Origin of the sequence: Muriicola sp. (assembly GCF_049669965.1) — a bacterium.
Taxonomy (GTDB): domain Bacteria; phylum Bacteroidota; class Bacteroidia; order Flavobacteriales; family Flavobacteriaceae; genus Muriicola.
This window is the reverse complement of sequence record NZ_JBATLB010000119.1, coordinates 57,072-73,404: the sequence shown is the minus strand read 5'-3', so window position 1 is coordinate 73,404 and position 16,333 is coordinate 57,072. Positions and strand designations below refer to the sequence as shown.

General features: G+C 44.9%; 12 protein-coding genes. 8 read left to right on the top strand and 4 right to left on the bottom strand.

All coding sequences use genetic code 11. From position 1 onward, the window contains the following. Nucleotides 1-13: 13 nt before the first annotated feature. Together rbfA and WBM49_RS06615 are read left to right on the top strand one after the other, a co-directional pair. Nucleotides 14-406, top strand: coding sequence for a 30S ribosome-binding factor RbfA (gene rbfA / locus WBM49_RS06620; protein WP_424371270.1), 393 nt, complete (start codon nt 14-16; stop codon nt 404-406). A gap of 13 nt (nt 407-419) precedes the next feature. Continuing rightward, nucleotides 420-1,619, top strand: a complete 1,200-nt coding sequence (locus tag WBM49_RS06615; protein WP_424371266.1) for an ABC transporter permease — start codon at nt 420-422, stop codon at nt 1,617-1,619. Here WBM49_RS06615 and dusB read toward each other — a convergent pair. The 3 genes from dusB to WBM49_RS06600 all read right to left on the bottom strand — a co-directional run bounded on the left by dusB (nt 1,616) and on the right by WBM49_RS06600 (nt 6,403). Further along, nucleotides 1,616-2,608 carry a tRNA dihydrouridine synthase DusB gene (dusB, locus tag WBM49_RS06610; RefSeq protein WP_424371265.1) on the bottom strand — a complete coding sequence of 331 codons (993 nt, stop codon included), beginning with the start codon at nt 2,606-2,608 and terminating at the stop codon, nt 1,616-1,618. The genes WBM49_RS06615 and dusB overlap by 4 nt on opposite strands. Before the next feature lie 53 nt (nt 2,609-2,661). Then, entirely contained in the window at nt 2,662-5,073 is a 2,412-nt protein-coding gene (locus WBM49_RS06605) for an outer membrane beta-barrel family protein (RefSeq protein WP_424371264.1), read from the bottom strand. 103 nt (nt 5,074-5,176) lie between these two features. Then, the gene (locus tag WBM49_RS06600) at nt 5,177-6,403 is read right to left on the bottom strand and encodes a DUF4910 domain-containing protein (RefSeq protein WP_424371269.1); all 1,227 of its coding nucleotides are present in this window, start codon (nt 6,401-6,403) and stop codon (nt 5,177-5,179) included. A 38-nt stretch (nt 6,404-6,441) separates the two neighbouring features. On the opposite strand from WBM49_RS06600, the gene WBM49_RS06595 reads away from it, so the two are divergent. Both WBM49_RS06595 and lepA read left to right on the top strand, forming a co-directional pair. Next, entirely contained in the window at nt 6,442-7,548 is a 1,107-nt protein-coding gene (locus WBM49_RS06595) for a hypothetical protein (RefSeq protein WP_424371263.1), read from the top strand. Between the two features lie 52 nt (nt 7,549-7,600). Then, nucleotides 7,601-9,397 carry a translation elongation factor 4 gene (gene lepA, locus WBM49_RS06590; protein WP_424371262.1) on the top strand — a complete coding sequence of 599 codons (1,797 nt, stop codon included), beginning with the start codon at nt 7,601-7,603 and terminating at the stop codon, nt 9,395-9,397. Here lepA and WBM49_RS06585 read toward each other — a convergent pair. Continuing rightward, the gene (locus WBM49_RS06585) at nt 9,394-11,253 is read right to left on the bottom strand and encodes a cation:proton antiporter (RefSeq protein WP_424371261.1); all 1,860 of its coding nucleotides are present in this window, start codon (nt 11,251-11,253) and stop codon (nt 9,394-9,396) included. The two genes, lepA and WBM49_RS06585, sit on opposite strands and share 4 nt — an antisense overlap. 180 nt (nt 11,254-11,433) lie before the next feature. Between WBM49_RS06585 and WBM49_RS06580 the strand changes: the two genes are divergently transcribed. From WBM49_RS06580 to WBM49_RS06565, 4 genes are all read left to right on the top strand, one after another. After that, the gene (locus tag WBM49_RS06580) at nt 11,434-12,297 is read left to right on the top strand and encodes a universal stress protein (protein WP_424371260.1); all 864 of its coding nucleotides are present in this window, start codon (nt 11,434-11,436) and stop codon (nt 12,295-12,297) included. Continuing rightward, nucleotides 12,294-14,507 carry a SulP family inorganic anion transporter gene (locus WBM49_RS06575; RefSeq protein WP_424371259.1) on the top strand — a complete coding sequence of 738 codons (2,214 nt, stop codon included), beginning with the start codon at nt 12,294-12,296 and terminating at the stop codon, nt 14,505-14,507. Before WBM49_RS06580 ends, WBM49_RS06575 begins: the two co-directional genes overlap by 4 nt. An 84-nt stretch (nt 14,508-14,591) precedes the next feature. Beyond that, nucleotides 14,592-15,452: an MBL fold metallo-hydrolase gene (locus WBM49_RS06570; RefSeq protein WP_424371258.1), complete on the top strand. Its 861-nt coding sequence runs from the start codon at nt 14,592-14,594 to the stop codon at nt 15,450-15,452. Beyond that, complete coding sequence (locus WBM49_RS06565) at nt 15,436-16,329, top strand: SMP-30/gluconolactonase/LRE family protein (RefSeq protein WP_424371257.1); 894 nt, start codon at nt 15,436-15,438, stop codon at nt 16,327-16,329. The genes WBM49_RS06570 and WBM49_RS06565 overlap by 17 nt, the downstream gene beginning before the upstream one ends. Nucleotides 16,330-16,333: the final 4 nt, after the last annotated feature.

Here is a 16,333-nt window from a genome sequence, read left to right as displayed (position 1 = left end):
GTATTTTTGCCCCATGGAAACCCAACGACAGAAAAAAATATCAGGGGTCATTCAAAAAGATCTCGCAGACATCCTCCAACGCGCCGCCACAGACGGAGGTATGAAAGGTACCCTTATTTCTATTTCTAAGGTAACGGTTACCTCAGACCTTTCTATTGCCAAGGTCTATGTGAGCGTGTTTCCCAACACCAATGGAGCAGAACTTATAGAGGGGATGAAGGCACAACAACCCCTAATTAAACACACCCTGGCGCAGCGTACCCGCCACCAGCTGAGACGAATGCCCGAACTGCATTTCTATCTGGATGATTCGCTCGACTATATAGACGGGATTGAAAAATCCTTAAAAAAAGGAGAGAACCCCATAGAGAACCGGGACCTGCTGCCCAAAAGAAAAAAAACCTAGAAAAAACAGCCCTTTGAATTTCCCCTTCTACATCGCCAAAAGGTATGTGCGCTCCAAAAGCAGCCAGAATGCGGTGAATATCATCAATTTTATCACCTTCTTGGTGATTGTCATTGGCGCAGCGGCCCTCTTTATAGTGCTGTCTGGTTTCGCCGGACTCAAAACTTTTAGCCTTTCCTTTAGCGAGACCTTTGACCCCAGCCTTAAAGCTACTCCGCAAACAGGAAAGTACTTTAGTCTAAGGCCAGATACAGAACAAGAATTACAGAACATAACAGGCATTGCTGCTTATTCCAAAGAATTGGAAGAACGGGTCTACCTTACCCATAAACAAAAGAGTCATGTAGCCTTTATCAAAGGGGTAGATACCTCTTATGCCAGGGCTACAAAAATAGATAGTGCCATCTATTGGGGCTCCTGGGAGATAAGTGACCAGCAGGGCGTTATTGGTTTGGGCATTGCCAATATGCTTGGACTCACCATCAACGACTACAGAAATCCCCTAATTGTGCTGGCCCCAAAACCGGGGAAAGGCAGCCCCTCGCTTCAATCTAAACCCTATAATGAGCTCTCCCTGGTGATGAGCGGGGTATATGCGGTAGAAGAGAACCTGGACAAGAAATATGTCTTTGCCAACCTGCCTCTGGTACAGGCGCTGTTAGAACGAGGAAACGATGAGATCTCTGCCATTAATTTTGAACTTACCCCAGAGGCCGATGCCACCGAAGTGCGGGCTAATATAAAAGCTGTTGTGGGTAATACGGTGCTGCTTAAAAACCGGCAGGAACAGAACAGTACCCTCTACAAGATGCTCAATACCGAAAACCTGGCTACCTACCTCATCTTTACCCTGGTACTTATCATTGCGCTCTTTAATGTAGTGGGTGCCATCATTATGATGATACTAGACAAGCAACAAAATTCCAGAACCCTTTACAGCCTGGGCACCACCGTAAAAGAAATACGACGTATTTACTTTATACAAGGTTTGTTGGTAACCGGGTTGGGCGGACTACTGGGGATCTTTCTCGCTTCTTTGCTTATCTGGTCCCAATTGCTGTTTGGCTGGTTAAAAATCACTCCTTCGCTCTCCTATCCGGTAGAATACAACTGGATCAATGTGCTGATAGTTCTCGGAACTATTTTGATCCTGGGAGTCCTGGCTTCAAGGATCGCCAGTAGCCGGGTAAATAAGAAGTTGTTGTCTGCCTAAGCAAACTGATAATCCCCAAAGGTCTCCAGCGCCTCCTCAAAGGCTGCAAAAACATTGGCGGCCTCATCACTGGTCACCATCTTCATACGATGTTCCTTAAAGTTAGGAATCCCTTTAAAATAGTTGGTGTAATGTCTGCGTGTTTCAAAAACGCCTAGTTTCTCCCCTTTCCAATCAATCGCCATCTGCAGATGCCTGCGAGCCGCATCAACACGTTCTTCCATGGTGGGCGGCTCTAAATGCATGCCGGTTTTAAAGTAGTGCTTTACCTCCTTAAAGAACCAGGGATACCCAATACTGGCGCGGCCAATCATGGCCCCGTCCAGCCCAAAGTCGTCCCGCATTCTTTTAGCTGCTTCCGGGCTATCAACATCCCCATTTCCAAAAACAGGAATATGCATTCTCGGATTATTTTTTACAGCGGTAATAGGCGCCCAGTCAGCGCTGCCCTTGTACATCTGTACCCGGGTTCTACCGTGGATAGCGATGGCCTTACACCCTACATCCTGCAGCCGTTCCGCTACCTCCACGATCTTTATGGAATCCTGATCCCATCCGAGTCGAGTCTTTACGGTCACCGGGAGTTTAGTATGTTCTACCATGGCCTTGGTGAGCGAGACCATCTTGTCTATATCTTTGAGGATGCCGGCCCCGGCACCTTTGCAAACCACTTTTTTTACAGGGCAACCAAAATTAATATCAATGATATCCGGATTTGATCTTTCCACGATCTCTACAGACTGCAGCATAGAATCCAGGTTGGCCCCAAAGATCTGTATCCCCACAGGCCGTTCTTTTTCATAGATATCGAGCTTCATGACGCTTTTGGCGGCATCGCGGATAAGGCCCTCTGAGGAGATAAATTCTGTGTATACCACATCTGCTCCCTGTTCCTTGCAAAGCGCGCGGAAAGGGGGATCACTCACATCCTCCATGGGGGCAAGTAGCAGGGGGAAATCCGGGAGTTGTATATCTCCTATCTTGGGCATAATCTTTTTACTAGCGCGGCAAAATTATAAATAAAAGACGGAATAACAGGAATTTACTCGGTATCAAGACGTTGTAATTCGCTTTTCTGGAGATCACCACTGGCATTGTTAAGTTTGTAATTTCCAAAATTGTAGGTAAACCCCAGGCGGACGAATTGTGTTTCCCGTCTCCCAAAAAAGGTATTGTCCTGGTTGGCATAGCGCGACACAAAGGTGGCATTATTTCTTCTCAGCAGGTCTTCTGCGGTGAGGGAAAGTACTGCCCTGTTGTTCCAAAGCGATTTGCGCAGCCCTACATTTAGATTAACGGTCTCCGACACCTTAAAGGAGCCATAGAGAAAGCCACTGAAGTAAGTAAGGGAGGCGTCTCCCTTTAAGCTCCCGTCTTTAGAGAGCGTAAAACTATTGCTCAGATCGCCGTAATACCCCGTTACCTTGTTGGTAGCGCTTTCAATAGCACTTTCCACAGCGAGAAATGTTTCGTCCTCATAAAAAATGGAATTGTAAAAGTACACATACCACTTGGGAGTAAGGGATGTAGCCAATGTTAGGTCCAGGCCATAGGAGGTGCTCTCCAACACGTTCTGTTTAATTTCCCTAAGGGTTTGGTTTACATTGTCCTGGAAGGTGAGTCTGCTAATATATGCCCCATTGTCCCTGTAGTAAAAGTCGATAAAATAAGTATCCTTTATATTGAAATTAAGGTTGAAGTTATGGCTGAAATTGGGCACCAGGTTGGGGTTGCCCTCATCGTAATCATTTTCATTCAGGAAGTACCGGAAGGGGTTGAGGTCTGAATATTTAGGCCTGGTGAGCTTGCGGCTGTAATCGAAGATCAGGCTAAGATCTTCCCCCAGCTTATGGCTCAGAAAAAACGAAGGGAACAGTTCAAAATAGTTTTGGGTATTGATCTGGTCCAAAGACAAGGAGCGGGCCTCAACCCACGTTTGTTCTCCTCGTAGACCTAATTTCAGGGCCCATTTTCCCCAGTCCTTGTAGAGACTCGCATAGAGTGCCCCTACTTCTTCGTTATAGCGAAACTGATCAGACAGGGCAATATTAAACGGAGGTTGGGTGTTGTTTACATCAAAATAGTCTATCCTGCTGTTCGATTCTATGGAAGAGCCTCGTATACCGGTTTCAAAACTACCCCCTTGGAGCGGCGTGTAAAAGTCGAGTTGCCCCGTATAAATGGAAATATCCTGCAGGGCATCAGTAGAAAATCCGAAGTTGCGTATAAACTGGCCGGAGGGGTCAAAATAATCACTGGACCCTATTTGCTGACGCGACATTTCGTAATATGTGTAATGAGCATTCGCCTTTACAAAAGCACCTTGTTTCTTTAAACGGTACTCATAACTTAGGTCTGTTGAGATGTTGAGCAGGTCCTCATCCAGGTCACTTTCGTTCTGCAAGGTAGAGTCTAGTTGCCCAAGGCTGTTTCGCATTACCGTAAACACCTCATTCTTTATTTTTTTATTGGGAGAAAAACTCAGGTTGGAGGTTAGATTTACAAAATGTCTTTCCGAGGGGTGAAAATCCAGGATCACAGTGGCCTGTTGTGCCCAGGATCTGGTTGTAATGTCATTATCGGTATCCCAATTGGCAAAAATGCTGTTCGCAGGATCAATAAACCGGATCCCGATATCGGAATGAATAAATTCCTTTCTGGGATTAATCGTATAATTGGCAAAGAAACTAAAGGTATCGCTCTTAAAATAATGCCCTGTCCCCATACTGTATTTGGGGAAAACAGACTGTTCTGCCTGGGCCCTTACACTCCCTTTATAGCCCGGCACCACATTGGTGGTTGTTTGAATGTTGAGGATTGGGCCTTCTTCGGCCGCGTAACTGGCCGGGGGGTTAGGGATTACTTCAATGGCCGAGATCATGTTCCCTGAGAGGCCCATCAGGAATTGTTGAATTTCATCTTGTGACAACTGTACTTTCCTGTTGTTAAGATAGACCGTGGCTTGTTGTCCCTTTATTTCCAGATTTTGCTGGGATACAATTACCCCGGGGGACTTCCGTAAGACATCATACGCATTGCCTTCACTCACCACTGTATTCTCTACAGTAAACACTATTCTATCTGCCTTGCGTTCTATCAAAGGTTGGTTTCCGGTAACCAGCACCTCATCTAACCATTGGCTGTCTGGCTCCAGCACAATGGCGCCAATTTCAATATCGCGCCTAATATCGAGCGCCACAAGAACAGAGGTATAGCCAAAATACGCTGCCTGGAGGTAATAGGTGTCCGGACTGATATCTGATAAGGAAAAATGGCCTGTTTCATCGGCAGAGATCCCCTTGAGCTGGGTGCTATCTGCAACTTGCAATAAAATTACATTGGCATACGGCAAAGGTTTCCCTTCAGCATCCTTCACAGATCCTGAAACCCTGAAGGTCTGACCCATGAGTACCATGGGGATTAATCCCAGTAAAATGAAGATGGGGAATCTCATAGTGCTGTAGGTGGATGGTAAATCTATGAAATTATCTTAGATGCTCCGCAAAAAAAGGCAGGTCTCCCTACAATCAGATCTCCGCATAGAATATCAAAAAGTTCTAAAATTTTATCTGTACACTGATCTGTTTTCCCTCCCTGTCTACCACCACGGTGGTAGTATCTCCTTCTTCAAAAGCAGAAAGTGCCCGCATATAGCTCATCATATCTACCACGGTGCTGTCCCCCATTTGCACAACCACATCTCCTTTTAGGAGTCCGGCCCTTTGGGCGGGTTTTTCCTCGCTTACACCATCAATACGCATGCCTTTTCCGCCAAACAAATAATCAGGGATAACGCCCATAGCTACTTTAAACCTGGGGACCTCCTCGCTTTCGTTCTTTGTTTTCATAAAGGCCAGTTTTGCATCATCATTCAATTCGGTAATGACCCCCATGATATACGTAGTGATCTGTTCCATCCCCTCATAATTAAGCTTGTCTGCATCATCGGTGGGTTTGTGGTAGTCTTCGTGCTGCCCGGTAAAGAAATGAAGTACCGGGATGTCTTGCAGGTAAAAAGATGTATGGTCCGAGGGCCCTACTCCTGATTCTTTCAGTACCAGCTCAAAATCCTGATTATTAGCGTTCAGTACTTGTGGCCAAATCCTGGACGTTCCTGTACCACTTACAGAGAGCACTTTGCTATCGCGGAGCCTGCCCACCATATCCATATTGATCATATAGTTCACATTCTCTAACTCAATGGTAGGGTTCTTGGCAAAGTAATTAGAGCCCAACAAGCCAATTTCCTCTCCGGAGAAGGCCATGATGAGGTAATTGTTCCCTTTTAATTCGCTTTGTTTTAGTTTTTGCGCCAGTTGTAAGAGCACGGCCACCCCGCTTGCGTTGTCATCTGCTCCGTTATGGATAGCGGCATCACCTCGGTAGAGCGATCCTTCGCCTCCCATGCCTAAATGGTCATAATGGGCCCCCAGGATGATGGTATTGGATGCTTTATTGTCTATAAAACCTATGACATTAGTGCCGGTAATGGTGCTGTCTCCCGCTTTTATATAGGTTACTTCCTGATGCGGATCTTTCTTGGGTTTAAAGGTAAAGGTCTGGAAATAGGTGTCGGCCATGCCTGCAGGGGCCAGCCCAATGCCTTTAAATCGGCCAGCCAGGTAATTGGCTGCCATTAATTCGTTTTCGGTTCCCGTTTCGCGCCCCATCAGGGAGTCGCTCGCCAAAAGGGCCACATCGTCTTGCAGGGTATAGATCTTCGTTGGCTCTTGCTTGCAGGAAATAAATAGTACAAGAAAAATGAGCCATATGCTTTGTTTCATCATAATTGCCATTAATTTTGAACAAAATTAGTCAACTCATGAGAAAAATTGCCGTTTTATTCTTCTTAATCGCAGCCGTTGGCTGTAAAACAGATCCAAAAAGTACCGAAGAGCCTTCTGTAGAAACCACTTCCTTGATGGCGGGTTCGGATACGCTCATCTATCCGGAGGAAAAATATTTTAAGTCGATTCGCCAGATCACCTTTGGCGGGGACAACGCAGAGGCCTACTGGAGTTTTGATGACAGTATGATGCTCTTCCAATCGAACAACAAAGAATGGGGAATGGAATGCGATCAAATATTCCTGATGAATGTCTCCCAAAATTTTAAAGACAGCATCCCCCCTATGATCAGCACCGGTATGGGGCGCACCACATGCTCTTACTTTCTGCCAGACAATAAACATTTTGTATACGGTTCTACCCATCTTGTAGACAAGGAATGCCCGGAAGTGCCATTGCGCTCTAACGGAAAATACGTTTGGCCGGTCTATGAATCGTTCGACATCTTTGTGGCGGATCTTGAGGGAAACATCGTGGACCAGCTCACAGATCTTCCGGGTTATGACGCTGAAGCCACCGTCTCCCCAAAAGGCGATAAAATTGTGTTTACCTCCATGCGCAGCGGGGATCTGGAACTATACACTATGAACCTCGATGGGAGTGAAGTTACCCAGATTACAGACGAATTAGGTTATGATGGTGGCGCCTTCTTCTCCCCGGACGGGAGCAAGATAATCTTCAGGGCCAGCAGGCCAAAGACCGAAGAGGCCATTGCAGAATACAAGGAGTTATTATCCCAGGGGCTGGTACAACCAACGGAAATGGAATTATTTATTTGCGATGCCGATGGTGGCAACTTAAAGCAGCTTACCTTTTTAGGGAATGCCAATTGGAGTCCGTTCTTCCACCCTTCCGGAAAAAAGATATTGTTTTCCAGTAATTTTGAGGCAGAAAAAGGCTTTCCGTTCAATCTGTATTTTATAGATATTGATGGGAAAAATTTGGAGCGGGTAACCCACGGGGAGACCTTCGATGCCTTTCCGGTGTTTTCCAATGACGGAAAATATCTGGCATTCTCCAGCAATCGTAACAACGGGGGGACAAGAGACACCAACTTGTTTATAGCCGAGTGGCAGGAATAAGTAATTTTAGCAGTATCTTTGCCGCTCTTAAGAGCAGCGCAAGAAAAGGAAAATGAAACACATCAGAAACTTCTGTATCATAGCTCATATTGATCATGGGAAAAGCACCCTGGCCGATAGGCTTCTCGATTTCACCGGTTCCGTAACCGAACGTGAAAAGAAAGAGCAGTTGTTAGACAATATGGACCTTGAGCGAGAGCGCGGGATCACCATTAAGAGTCATGCTATCCAAATGGAATATCAGTATGAAGGGCAGACCTATGTACTGAACCTGATAGATACCCCCGGGCATGTAGATTTTTCCTATGAAGTGTCTCGTTCCATTGCTGCCTGTGAAGGCGCCTTGTTGGTGGTAGATGCGGCACAAAGCATACAGGCACAGACCATTTCTAACCTGTATCTGGCCCTGGAAAACGATCTGGAGATTATTCCGGTGCTCAATAAAGTGGACCTTCCAAGCGCAAGTCCGGAAGAAGTGACCGATGATATAGTGGACCTATTGGGATGTAAGGCCGAAGATGTGATCCCGGCCAGTGCCAAGACCGGTATTGGAATTGAAGCCATCCTAAAGGCGATCATAGAGCGAGTCCCTGCCCCTACAGGCATCCTGGATGAGCCGTTACAGGCCTTGGTATTCGATTCTGTCTACAACCCATTTAGGGGCGTAGAAACGTATTTCCGGGTGATCAACGGGGAAATTAAAAAAGGACAAAAGATAAAATTTGTGGCCACCGGCAAAACCTATTTTGCGGATGAAGTGGGCACTTTAAAACTCACACAACTCCCGAGGACCAGTATCAAAGCAGGGGATGTAGGTTACTTAATTACGGGGATCAAAGATGCCCGGGAAGTAAAAGTGGGAGATACTATCACAGATGCTACCAACCCAACCCAGAACCCTATTGCGGGGTTTGAAGACGTAAAGCCTATGGTTTTTGCAGGGATCTATCCCGTAGATACCGAAGATTTTGAGGAGTTGAGGTCTTCTATGGAAAAACTACAACTAAATGATGCCTCTTTGGTATTTACGCCGGAAAGTAGTGCCGCACTGGGCTTTGGTTTTCGCTGTGGCTTTTTAGGAATGCTCCATATGGAGATCATTCAGGAGCGATTGGAACGCGAGTTTGATATGACCGTGATCACCACGGTTCCCAATGTAAGCTATCATGCCTTTACCCGGAAAAATCCGGAGATCCCTGTGATTGTGAATAATCCGTCCGACCTGCCTGATCCCTCTACCGTGGACCGTGTGGAAGAACCATATATTAAGGCTACCATCATCACAAAATCGGATTTTGTCGGGAATGTGATGTCTTTGTGTATCGAAAAAAGAGGACAGATCACCAATCAGACCTATCTGACTACCGAACGGGTGGAACTGAATTTTGATATGCCGTTGGCAGAGATTGTATTTGATTTTTACGACCGGCTAAAAACTGTATCCAAGGGCTATGCCTCGTTTGACTACGCCCCTATTGGGATGAGGGTCTCTAAATTGGTGCGGGTAGACATCTTGTTAAATGCCCAGCCGGTAGATGCCCTATCTGCCCTGATACATTCAGATAATGCCGCCAATATTGGGAAAAAAATGTGCGAAAAACTTAAGGAGCTGATCCCAAGGCAACAATTCGACATTCCAATTCAGGCAGCCATCGGAGCAAAGATAATTTCCAGGGAGACCATCAAGGCGCTGCGAAAAGATGTAACCGCTAAGTGTTATGGAGGGGATATTTCCAGAAAAAGAAAGTTACTGGAGAAGCAAAAAAAGGGGAAAAAGAGAATGCGGCAGGTAGGGAATGTAGAGATCCCACAGCAAGCGTTTATGGCCGTGCTAAAATTAAACGATTAGGATTTATCTATTTTCTTAGCAGCCGCACTTTCCGAAGATTCGAACATTTTTCCAAGATATACCAGTTTATACCCTTCGCCTATATCCTTAAACTCTTTGGAGAACGAACTTATAATAATGAGTTCGTCATCTGGGGCTTTTAAAAAGACAGGGATGATATGATCATCTGCTTTAGTAATTTCTATAAGTCCTTCGTAATGTTTCTGGTCCTTTAGCTCTATTTCATGGATGGCAGGATACTTCCGGACCGTTTCCGTTAGTTTGATAAAATCGTCCGTGTGAGAAAAAAGACCCTCCTTTGGGTTATTCTCCGGATCATTCATCTCATCTACGTTCACCAGGCGGAAAGAACCGTTCTCCCCAAACTGTGTTCTAAACTTGTCAATGGCGTATTTGTTGATGTCAGAATTCCCTGTAAGGGCCATCAAATATCCCACATCATTCAATTCTAAGTTGTCTGTAAGATTATCTGAATAAATATTGGCAGTAATGGCTTCCAGGCCCATGTTTTTACACTTTTCAATATTCGATTCGTTATTGTCTATGACGACCACATGTCTCTTATTGGCTTGCAAATAGTTGGCAATGATCCGAGACGCCTTGCTGGCGCCTATGATAAGGATACCTTCGGAGCGTTCCAGAAAAACACCTACCCATTTTGCAAATATCCTGGCCGTAGTAGCGTTTAGCAAGACCGTGCCCAATACGATCATAAAGACCAGGGGGGTAATGTATTCTGCTCCTACTTCTCCCTTCGCCATAAGCTTAGAGCCAAATAGGGAGGCAATACCGGCCGCTACGATCCCTCTTGGACCCACCCAGCCAATAAAAATCTTTTCATTGACTTTAAGTCCGGATCCTCTGGTGCTGAGAAAGACCCCTATTGGCCTTATCAGAAAAACGATCACTGCAAACAAGATGACTGTGTTCCAGTTGTAAATAAGCTCCATATCGGCAATGTTGATATTGGCCGCCAACAGTATAAATAGAATGGAAATAAGGAGGACGCTCAGCGATTCTTTAAAGTAGAGCAGTTCCTTTAGATTGGGAAGATTCATGTTCCCCATAACCATCCCCATAACCACTACGGCCAATAGGCCGGATTCATGTGCAAAAATGTCCGATTCTACGAACACCAGCAGCACCACGGATAATGACACCACATTGAGAAGGTAGTGTGGAATAAAATTCTTTTTAATCGCAAAGGCCAGGGCGTGTGCAAAGGTGAAACCAAAGGTGCTTCCAAAGAGCAATATTTTTCCAAACTCTATAAGGGCCGTTTTGGTATAGGCCTGCCCTTCCCCAACACTAATAAATTCAAAGACCAATACTGCTGCTAACGCACCAATTGGATCTATGAGGATACCCTCCCACTTTAAAATAGCCGAAACATCTTTCTTGAGCGGAATATTTCTTAGAATGGGTGTAATTACCGTAGGACCCGTAACAATTATCAAGGAAGAGAACAAAAATGAGATCTGCCAGTTTAGGTCAAAAATAAAATGCGCAGCGAAGCCCGCGCCAAAAAAGGTGACGAGGGTTCCAACGGTGATAAGTTTGGTTATAACAGGGCCTACATTTGAAACTTCGGATCGTTTCAAGGTTAACCCTCCTTCAAAAAGAATAATACTAATGGCCAGGGAAACAAAATAATAGAGTCCGTCGCCTGGAAAAAGGCCTTTTTCTCCATTCCAGATGGGTTGTATGAGTTTTTCGCCGTTCTCCGTAAATAGCGTAGAGATAGGGCCCACCAGCAAGCCTATCAGGATCAATGGCAATATGGCGGGTAGTTTGAGGCGCCAGGCTACCCATTGCGCTATGATCCCCAGTATGATTATTCCTGCTAATTCTACCATTTTATCCCCTTTGTTGCGTTGGGAGCTAGATTATGTTCCCTCCCTGACTGCTAGATATCGCAAATAAAAACAATATTGAACAAACCCTGAAAATAGTTTGAATATTTCTATTTAACGAGAGATCTGGTTTGGCGACTTTTCTTTCGCACAATAAATGGTATATTACGCACAATAGTGCCCATGGATAAAATCTACCGCCCCTTCAAGACCATCTTATTCGGATTTGCATTTTCGCCTTCGTTGGAGGTGAATATCCTGGAAATTACACGTATCGCCTATTACTTCAACACCAAACTAATTTTGTTGCACGTTGGGGCCAAAACACCCGAAAAGAGCGCTATCATTGAAAACTTGCTCACAATTATTGAATATCCAGAAAATCATCCGGAAGTACAATGGATGGAGGGCAAGCCGGTTCCTACCATTCTAAAGGCCTGTGAAAAGTTCTCTATAGATCTGCTTGTTCTCGGTGCCTTACAGCACGAGAATATGTATCAATTTTATATGGGAACTATCGCCAGAGACCTTACCAGGAAGGTGAGTTGTTCTGTTTTGTTACTAATTAAACCTTCTGCGGTAAGGGTGGCATCCCAACATGTGGTTGTAAATGGATTTGACGATCCCAATACGCCTGTGGCCGTTCTAAAAGCTTTTCAGATATCCCGGGCACTTGGGGTGCAACAAATCACCATTGTAGAAGAGATCACCCAGAAAGAAGTTCATGTAACAGTGGAAGACGACCGTTCTTTGAAGCGTGCCTCTTTGAGAAAAGAAAGATTGAAACGAAAAGAAGAGTCGCGCGTTCGAAATCTGATTAGCAGCTTCCCTGCAAACCTCACCAAAGGTATAGATGTTAAGATCCAGAGTATTTTTGGGAGAAGAGGTTATTCCATTGGGCATTATGCCGAAGTGGTCAGAGCCGATCTACTGGTTATGAATGCCCCTGAGAAAATAGGGGTCCTGGACCGGATTTTCCCTCACGATATTGAATATATCCTATCCGACCTTCCTACGGATGTACTGATTGTAAGACCCCCCAAGTGACAGCGAGAAAAAGCCAAACCGCCATTTTTATAAAGGACCTTCCCAAGAATGTCTTTGCTGGTTTTGTAGTCTCTTTAATTGCCCTTCCACTGGGATTGGGCCTGGCGCTGGCCAGTGAAGCTCCTCCTATTGCAGGAATCATTCCAGCTGTAGTTGGCGGGGTGATCGTTGCCCTCCTGGGCGGGACTCAGGTTACTATAACCGGGCCGGGAAACGGATTGGTCATCGTTCTTTTAGGAGCCATTACAGCCTTAGGGGGCGGGGATCTTTATCAGGGCTATCTCTTTACCCTGGCGGCCGTTGTTTTCTCTGGTGTGCTTATGATACTCCTGGGCTTTCTCAGGATGGGGCGATTGGCCGATTTTTTTCCTGCTTCTGCCATTCAGGGGATGCTTGCAGCCATAGGCATAGGGATACTGGCTAAACAGTTCCACATTATGATAGGGCACAATAATGAGGCAGGCAACATTCTCAGTCTCTTATTTCAGATCCCAGCCGGACTTTACGCTTTGTGGGAAACAGATAGTGTAAGTATTGTTTCTGCAGCCATCGTAGGCTTTTTAAGCTTACTGATCATGGGATTTTATGCTAAAATCCGGAACCGGGTAGTGCAGTTGATACCAGCCCCGATGTGGATCCTTATCCTTTCCATTGGGTTTAGCTATGTCTGCACCTGGTCTGGCATCCCCTATCCTATTGAAAAGAAGTTTCTGATCCCCATCCCGGAGAATGTTCTCTCCTCTTTGGTCTTTCCAGATTTTGGAAAAGTCATGGAAGCACAATTTATGCTGGCAGTGCTGGCCATCACTCTCATAGCAAGTATAGAATCGCTCCTAAGCATTAAAGCTGTGGACAAACTAGATCTGGGAAACCGGCATTCTAATGTAAATAAAGATCTTAAGGCCCTTGGCCTGGCCACAACCATCAGCGGTTTTATTGGAGGCCTTAATGTGGTAACGGTCATTGCCAGAAGTTCCGTAAATGTAAATAGCGGGGCTACTAACCGATCTTCAAACTTCTTCCATGCGGCATTCCTGGTAGCCTTTGTGTTGATCTTTCAGGAACAGCTCAGGAAGATCCCCCTATCTGCCCTGGCAGCCATTTTGGTCTATACAGGGTATAAATTGGCCACCCCTGCGGCCATTAAAAAAATAGCCAGCATTGGGAAAGAACAGATCATCATCTTTACGGCCACCGTATTAGCCACCCTTACCACCAACCTCATTGCGGGTATTGCCGTAGGCATCCTTGTTACTTTTATCATTCATATCCTGATCAATAAAAGTGTGTTGCTTTTTATAACCCATCTCTTTAAGCCAAATATTCTAATGTTCAGAGAGGCAGATGGGGGAAATTATTTTGTGAGTATAAAACACTTCTGCAGCTTTATGAATTACTACAAACTGAAAAATAAATTAGACGTTATCTCCGAAAATGAGGAAGTGGTGGTAGATTTTTCCATGTGCAGTTTTGTAGATCATACGGTACTGGAGGGCTTAGAAAATTACCGGGACATCTTTGAGCATAAAGGAGGACATATTGAACTTATAGGCTTGGATAAGCACGAAACCAATTCCGTTCATCCTTTTGCAATTCGGAAAATAATTCCACTGAGGGCATTAAAACCTATTGAGCGTTATTTTACAAGAAGACAGGAAGACCTGAAAGAAGCAGCTAAAGATTTTAAATGGAAGTATGTCCCAAAAAAAAAGAAAGACACTCTCTTTTTAAGAAACTTTATCTTTTTTAGTTCTCGTGAGATCCGGTATTGCTACAATCAGCTTGGGGATGAAAAAAATAAGATCGGTGTTTTTGATGTAGAATTTACCGAAGGGGAGTTTATCGCCAAAGAGGTCATCAAAGCTACGGTAATGCATATTTCACTCCCTACAAATATCCCTGTTTTTACCTTAGACAAAGAAGGCTTGCTCGGTTTGTTGTACAATCTTTCTGGCTTTGATGAGATAGAGATTCCGAATCACCCAGACTTTAACCGGCGTTTTCGCCTAAGTGGAGAAGATCAGCCCGCGATCTCCAGTCTTTTTTCAGATGAATTGGTGCTCTTCCTGGAAAGCAATCCCTATTATCATGTAGAGTCTAATAGCACCGCTTTGTTGATCCTGAAAAAAGAGCGCCTACTTAGTGTCAAGGAAATTAAACGCATGATCTACTTTGGGAAACAACTTCAGAAATTACTTCAAGAGGGGTAAAATGCTCAATGATTTGTTAAAATACAGGGCTAAAAAGAGTTATCGGCCTGTCTTTTATTAATTTGCGCGCTGTTTACTAACTTCATGAAGTTACATCCAATAGAATCGGGAAATTTTAAGTTAGACGGCGGTGCCATGTTTGGGGTGGTGCCAAAATCCTTATGGCATAGGACCAACCCGGCAGATGCTAACAATATGATAGATATCGCGACACGATGTCTGCTCATAGAAGAGGGCAACCAACTTATCCTGATCGATACCGGGATGGGTAATAAACAGTCCGACAAATTTTTTAGCTATTACTACCGCTGGGGCAATCATAGTTTAGATGCGTCCCTAAAAAAAGCTGGTTTTCATCGTGATGATATAACCGATGTGTTTATGACCCATCTTCATTTCGACCATTGTGGCGGTAGTGTGCAGTGGAATGATGCCCGTACCGGCTATGAGCCCGCCTTTAAAAATGCCATCTTCTGGACCAATCTCCCGCACTGGAACTGGGCCACTAAGCCCAATGCACGAGAAAAAGCGTCGTTCTTAAAGGAGAACCTCTTGCCCATGGAAGAAAGTGGACAACTGCGATTCATAGAGCACCCACCTTATCCATTTATGAAAGGAACTTCTCTTGGGTTCGATATCTTGTTTGTGGATGGACATACAGATAAACAAATGATCCCTCATATACAATACAAAGGAAAGACCCTGGTCTTTATGGCCGATCTGATTCCAACGGCAGGTCACATTCCGCTGCCCTATGTGATGGGCTATGATACCCGTCCTTTGCTAACGCTTTCAGAAAAAGAGGGCTTTCTGAAAATGGCTGCTGATCATAATTATTATTTATTCCTGGAGCATGATGCGCATACAGAGATATGCACTCTTCATCATACCGATAAGGGGATTCGCCTCCATAATACCTATACCTTCAATGAGCTATTTTCGTAACTATTTTTCCTGCATCACAGGGGTGCTGATTTTTGCTTTTTCACCCTTGTACGCCTTTCAAAGTAAGGACCTTTTACCCGAAGGTAGTTTTACCCCGGGCATAGAGGGCCCGGCCGTCAATAAGGACGGGGAGTTGTACGCGGTAAATTTTCAAAAAGAAGGGACCATTGGAAAGGTAGATACAAACGGGAAAGCTGAAGTGTATCTCAGCCTTCCGGAAGGAAGCATTGGAAACGGCATACGCTTTGATATAGATCAGCACATGTTTATTGCAGACTATGTAAACCATCGGGTATACAGGGTAGAAAAGGATACAAAAATCCCCGTGGTTTGGGCAGAGGCCAGCGCTATGAACCAGCCCAACGATCTGGCCGTTAGCGATGCCGGTTTTATTTACCTCAGTGATCCAAACTGGGCGGAGAATACTGGAAATGTGTGGATGATTACCCCCGCCGGGAAAGTGTGTTTGTTAGCGTCTAATATGGGTACCACCAATGGCATAGAGGTAAGTCCGGATGGCAAATTTCTCTATGTGAACGAGTCGGTTCAAAGACGAGTTTGGAAATATGATATTCTGGAGGATGGAGCCATTGACAACAAGAGACTATTTTTCTCTTTTAAAGATTTTGGTTTGGATGGGATGCGGTGTGATGCCAAAGGAAACCTGTATATCGCCAGGTATGACAAGGGAACGGTGGTGATGATCTCCCCCAAAGGAGAGCAAGTTAAAGAGATAACATTAAAAGGAAAAAAGCCCTCGAACCTTGCGTTTGGAGGAGTTGATGGCCGGGACGGTTATGTAACCATGGCGGATAGGGGATGTATAGAAGTAATCCGGATTCCCCATCCGGGAAGTTATTATACTAAAGTTCATTAAATAG

Coding starts and splice junctions, on each gene's coding strand:
- WBM49_RS06600 (WP_424371269.1), bottom strand. CDS start 6,403: ATGAAACAAAGCATATGGCTCATTTTTCTTGTACTATTTATTTCCTGC.
- WBM49_RS06605 (WP_424371264.1), bottom strand. CDS start 5,073: ATGAGATTCCCCATCTTCATTTTACTGGGATTAATCCCCATGGTACTC.
- WBM49_RS06595 (WP_424371263.1), top strand. CDS start 6,442: ATGAGAAAAATTGCCGTTTTATTCTTCTTAATCGCAGCCGTTGGCTGT.
- rbfA (WP_424371270.1), top strand. CDS start 14: ATGGAAACCCAACGACAGAAAAAAATATCAGGGGTCATTCAAAAAGAT.
- WBM49_RS06565 (WP_424371257.1), top strand. CDS start 15,436: ATGAGCTATTTTCGTAACTATTTTTCCTGCATCACAGGGGTGCTGATT.
- WBM49_RS06570 (WP_424371258.1), top strand. CDS start 14,592: ATGAAGTTACATCCAATAGAATCGGGAAATTTTAAGTTAGACGGCGGT.
- WBM49_RS06585 (WP_424371261.1), bottom strand. CDS start 11,253: ATGGTAGAATTAGCAGGAATAATCATACTGGGGATCATAGCGCAATGG.
- dusB (WP_424371265.1), bottom strand. CDS start 2,608: ATGCCCAAGATAGGAGATATACAACTCCCGGATTTCCCCCTGCTACTT.
- WBM49_RS06580 (WP_424371260.1), top strand. CDS start 11,434: ATGGATAAAATCTACCGCCCCTTCAAGACCATCTTATTCGGATTTGCA.
- lepA (WP_424371262.1), top strand. CDS start 7,601: ATGAAACACATCAGAAACTTCTGTATCATAGCTCATATTGATCATGGG.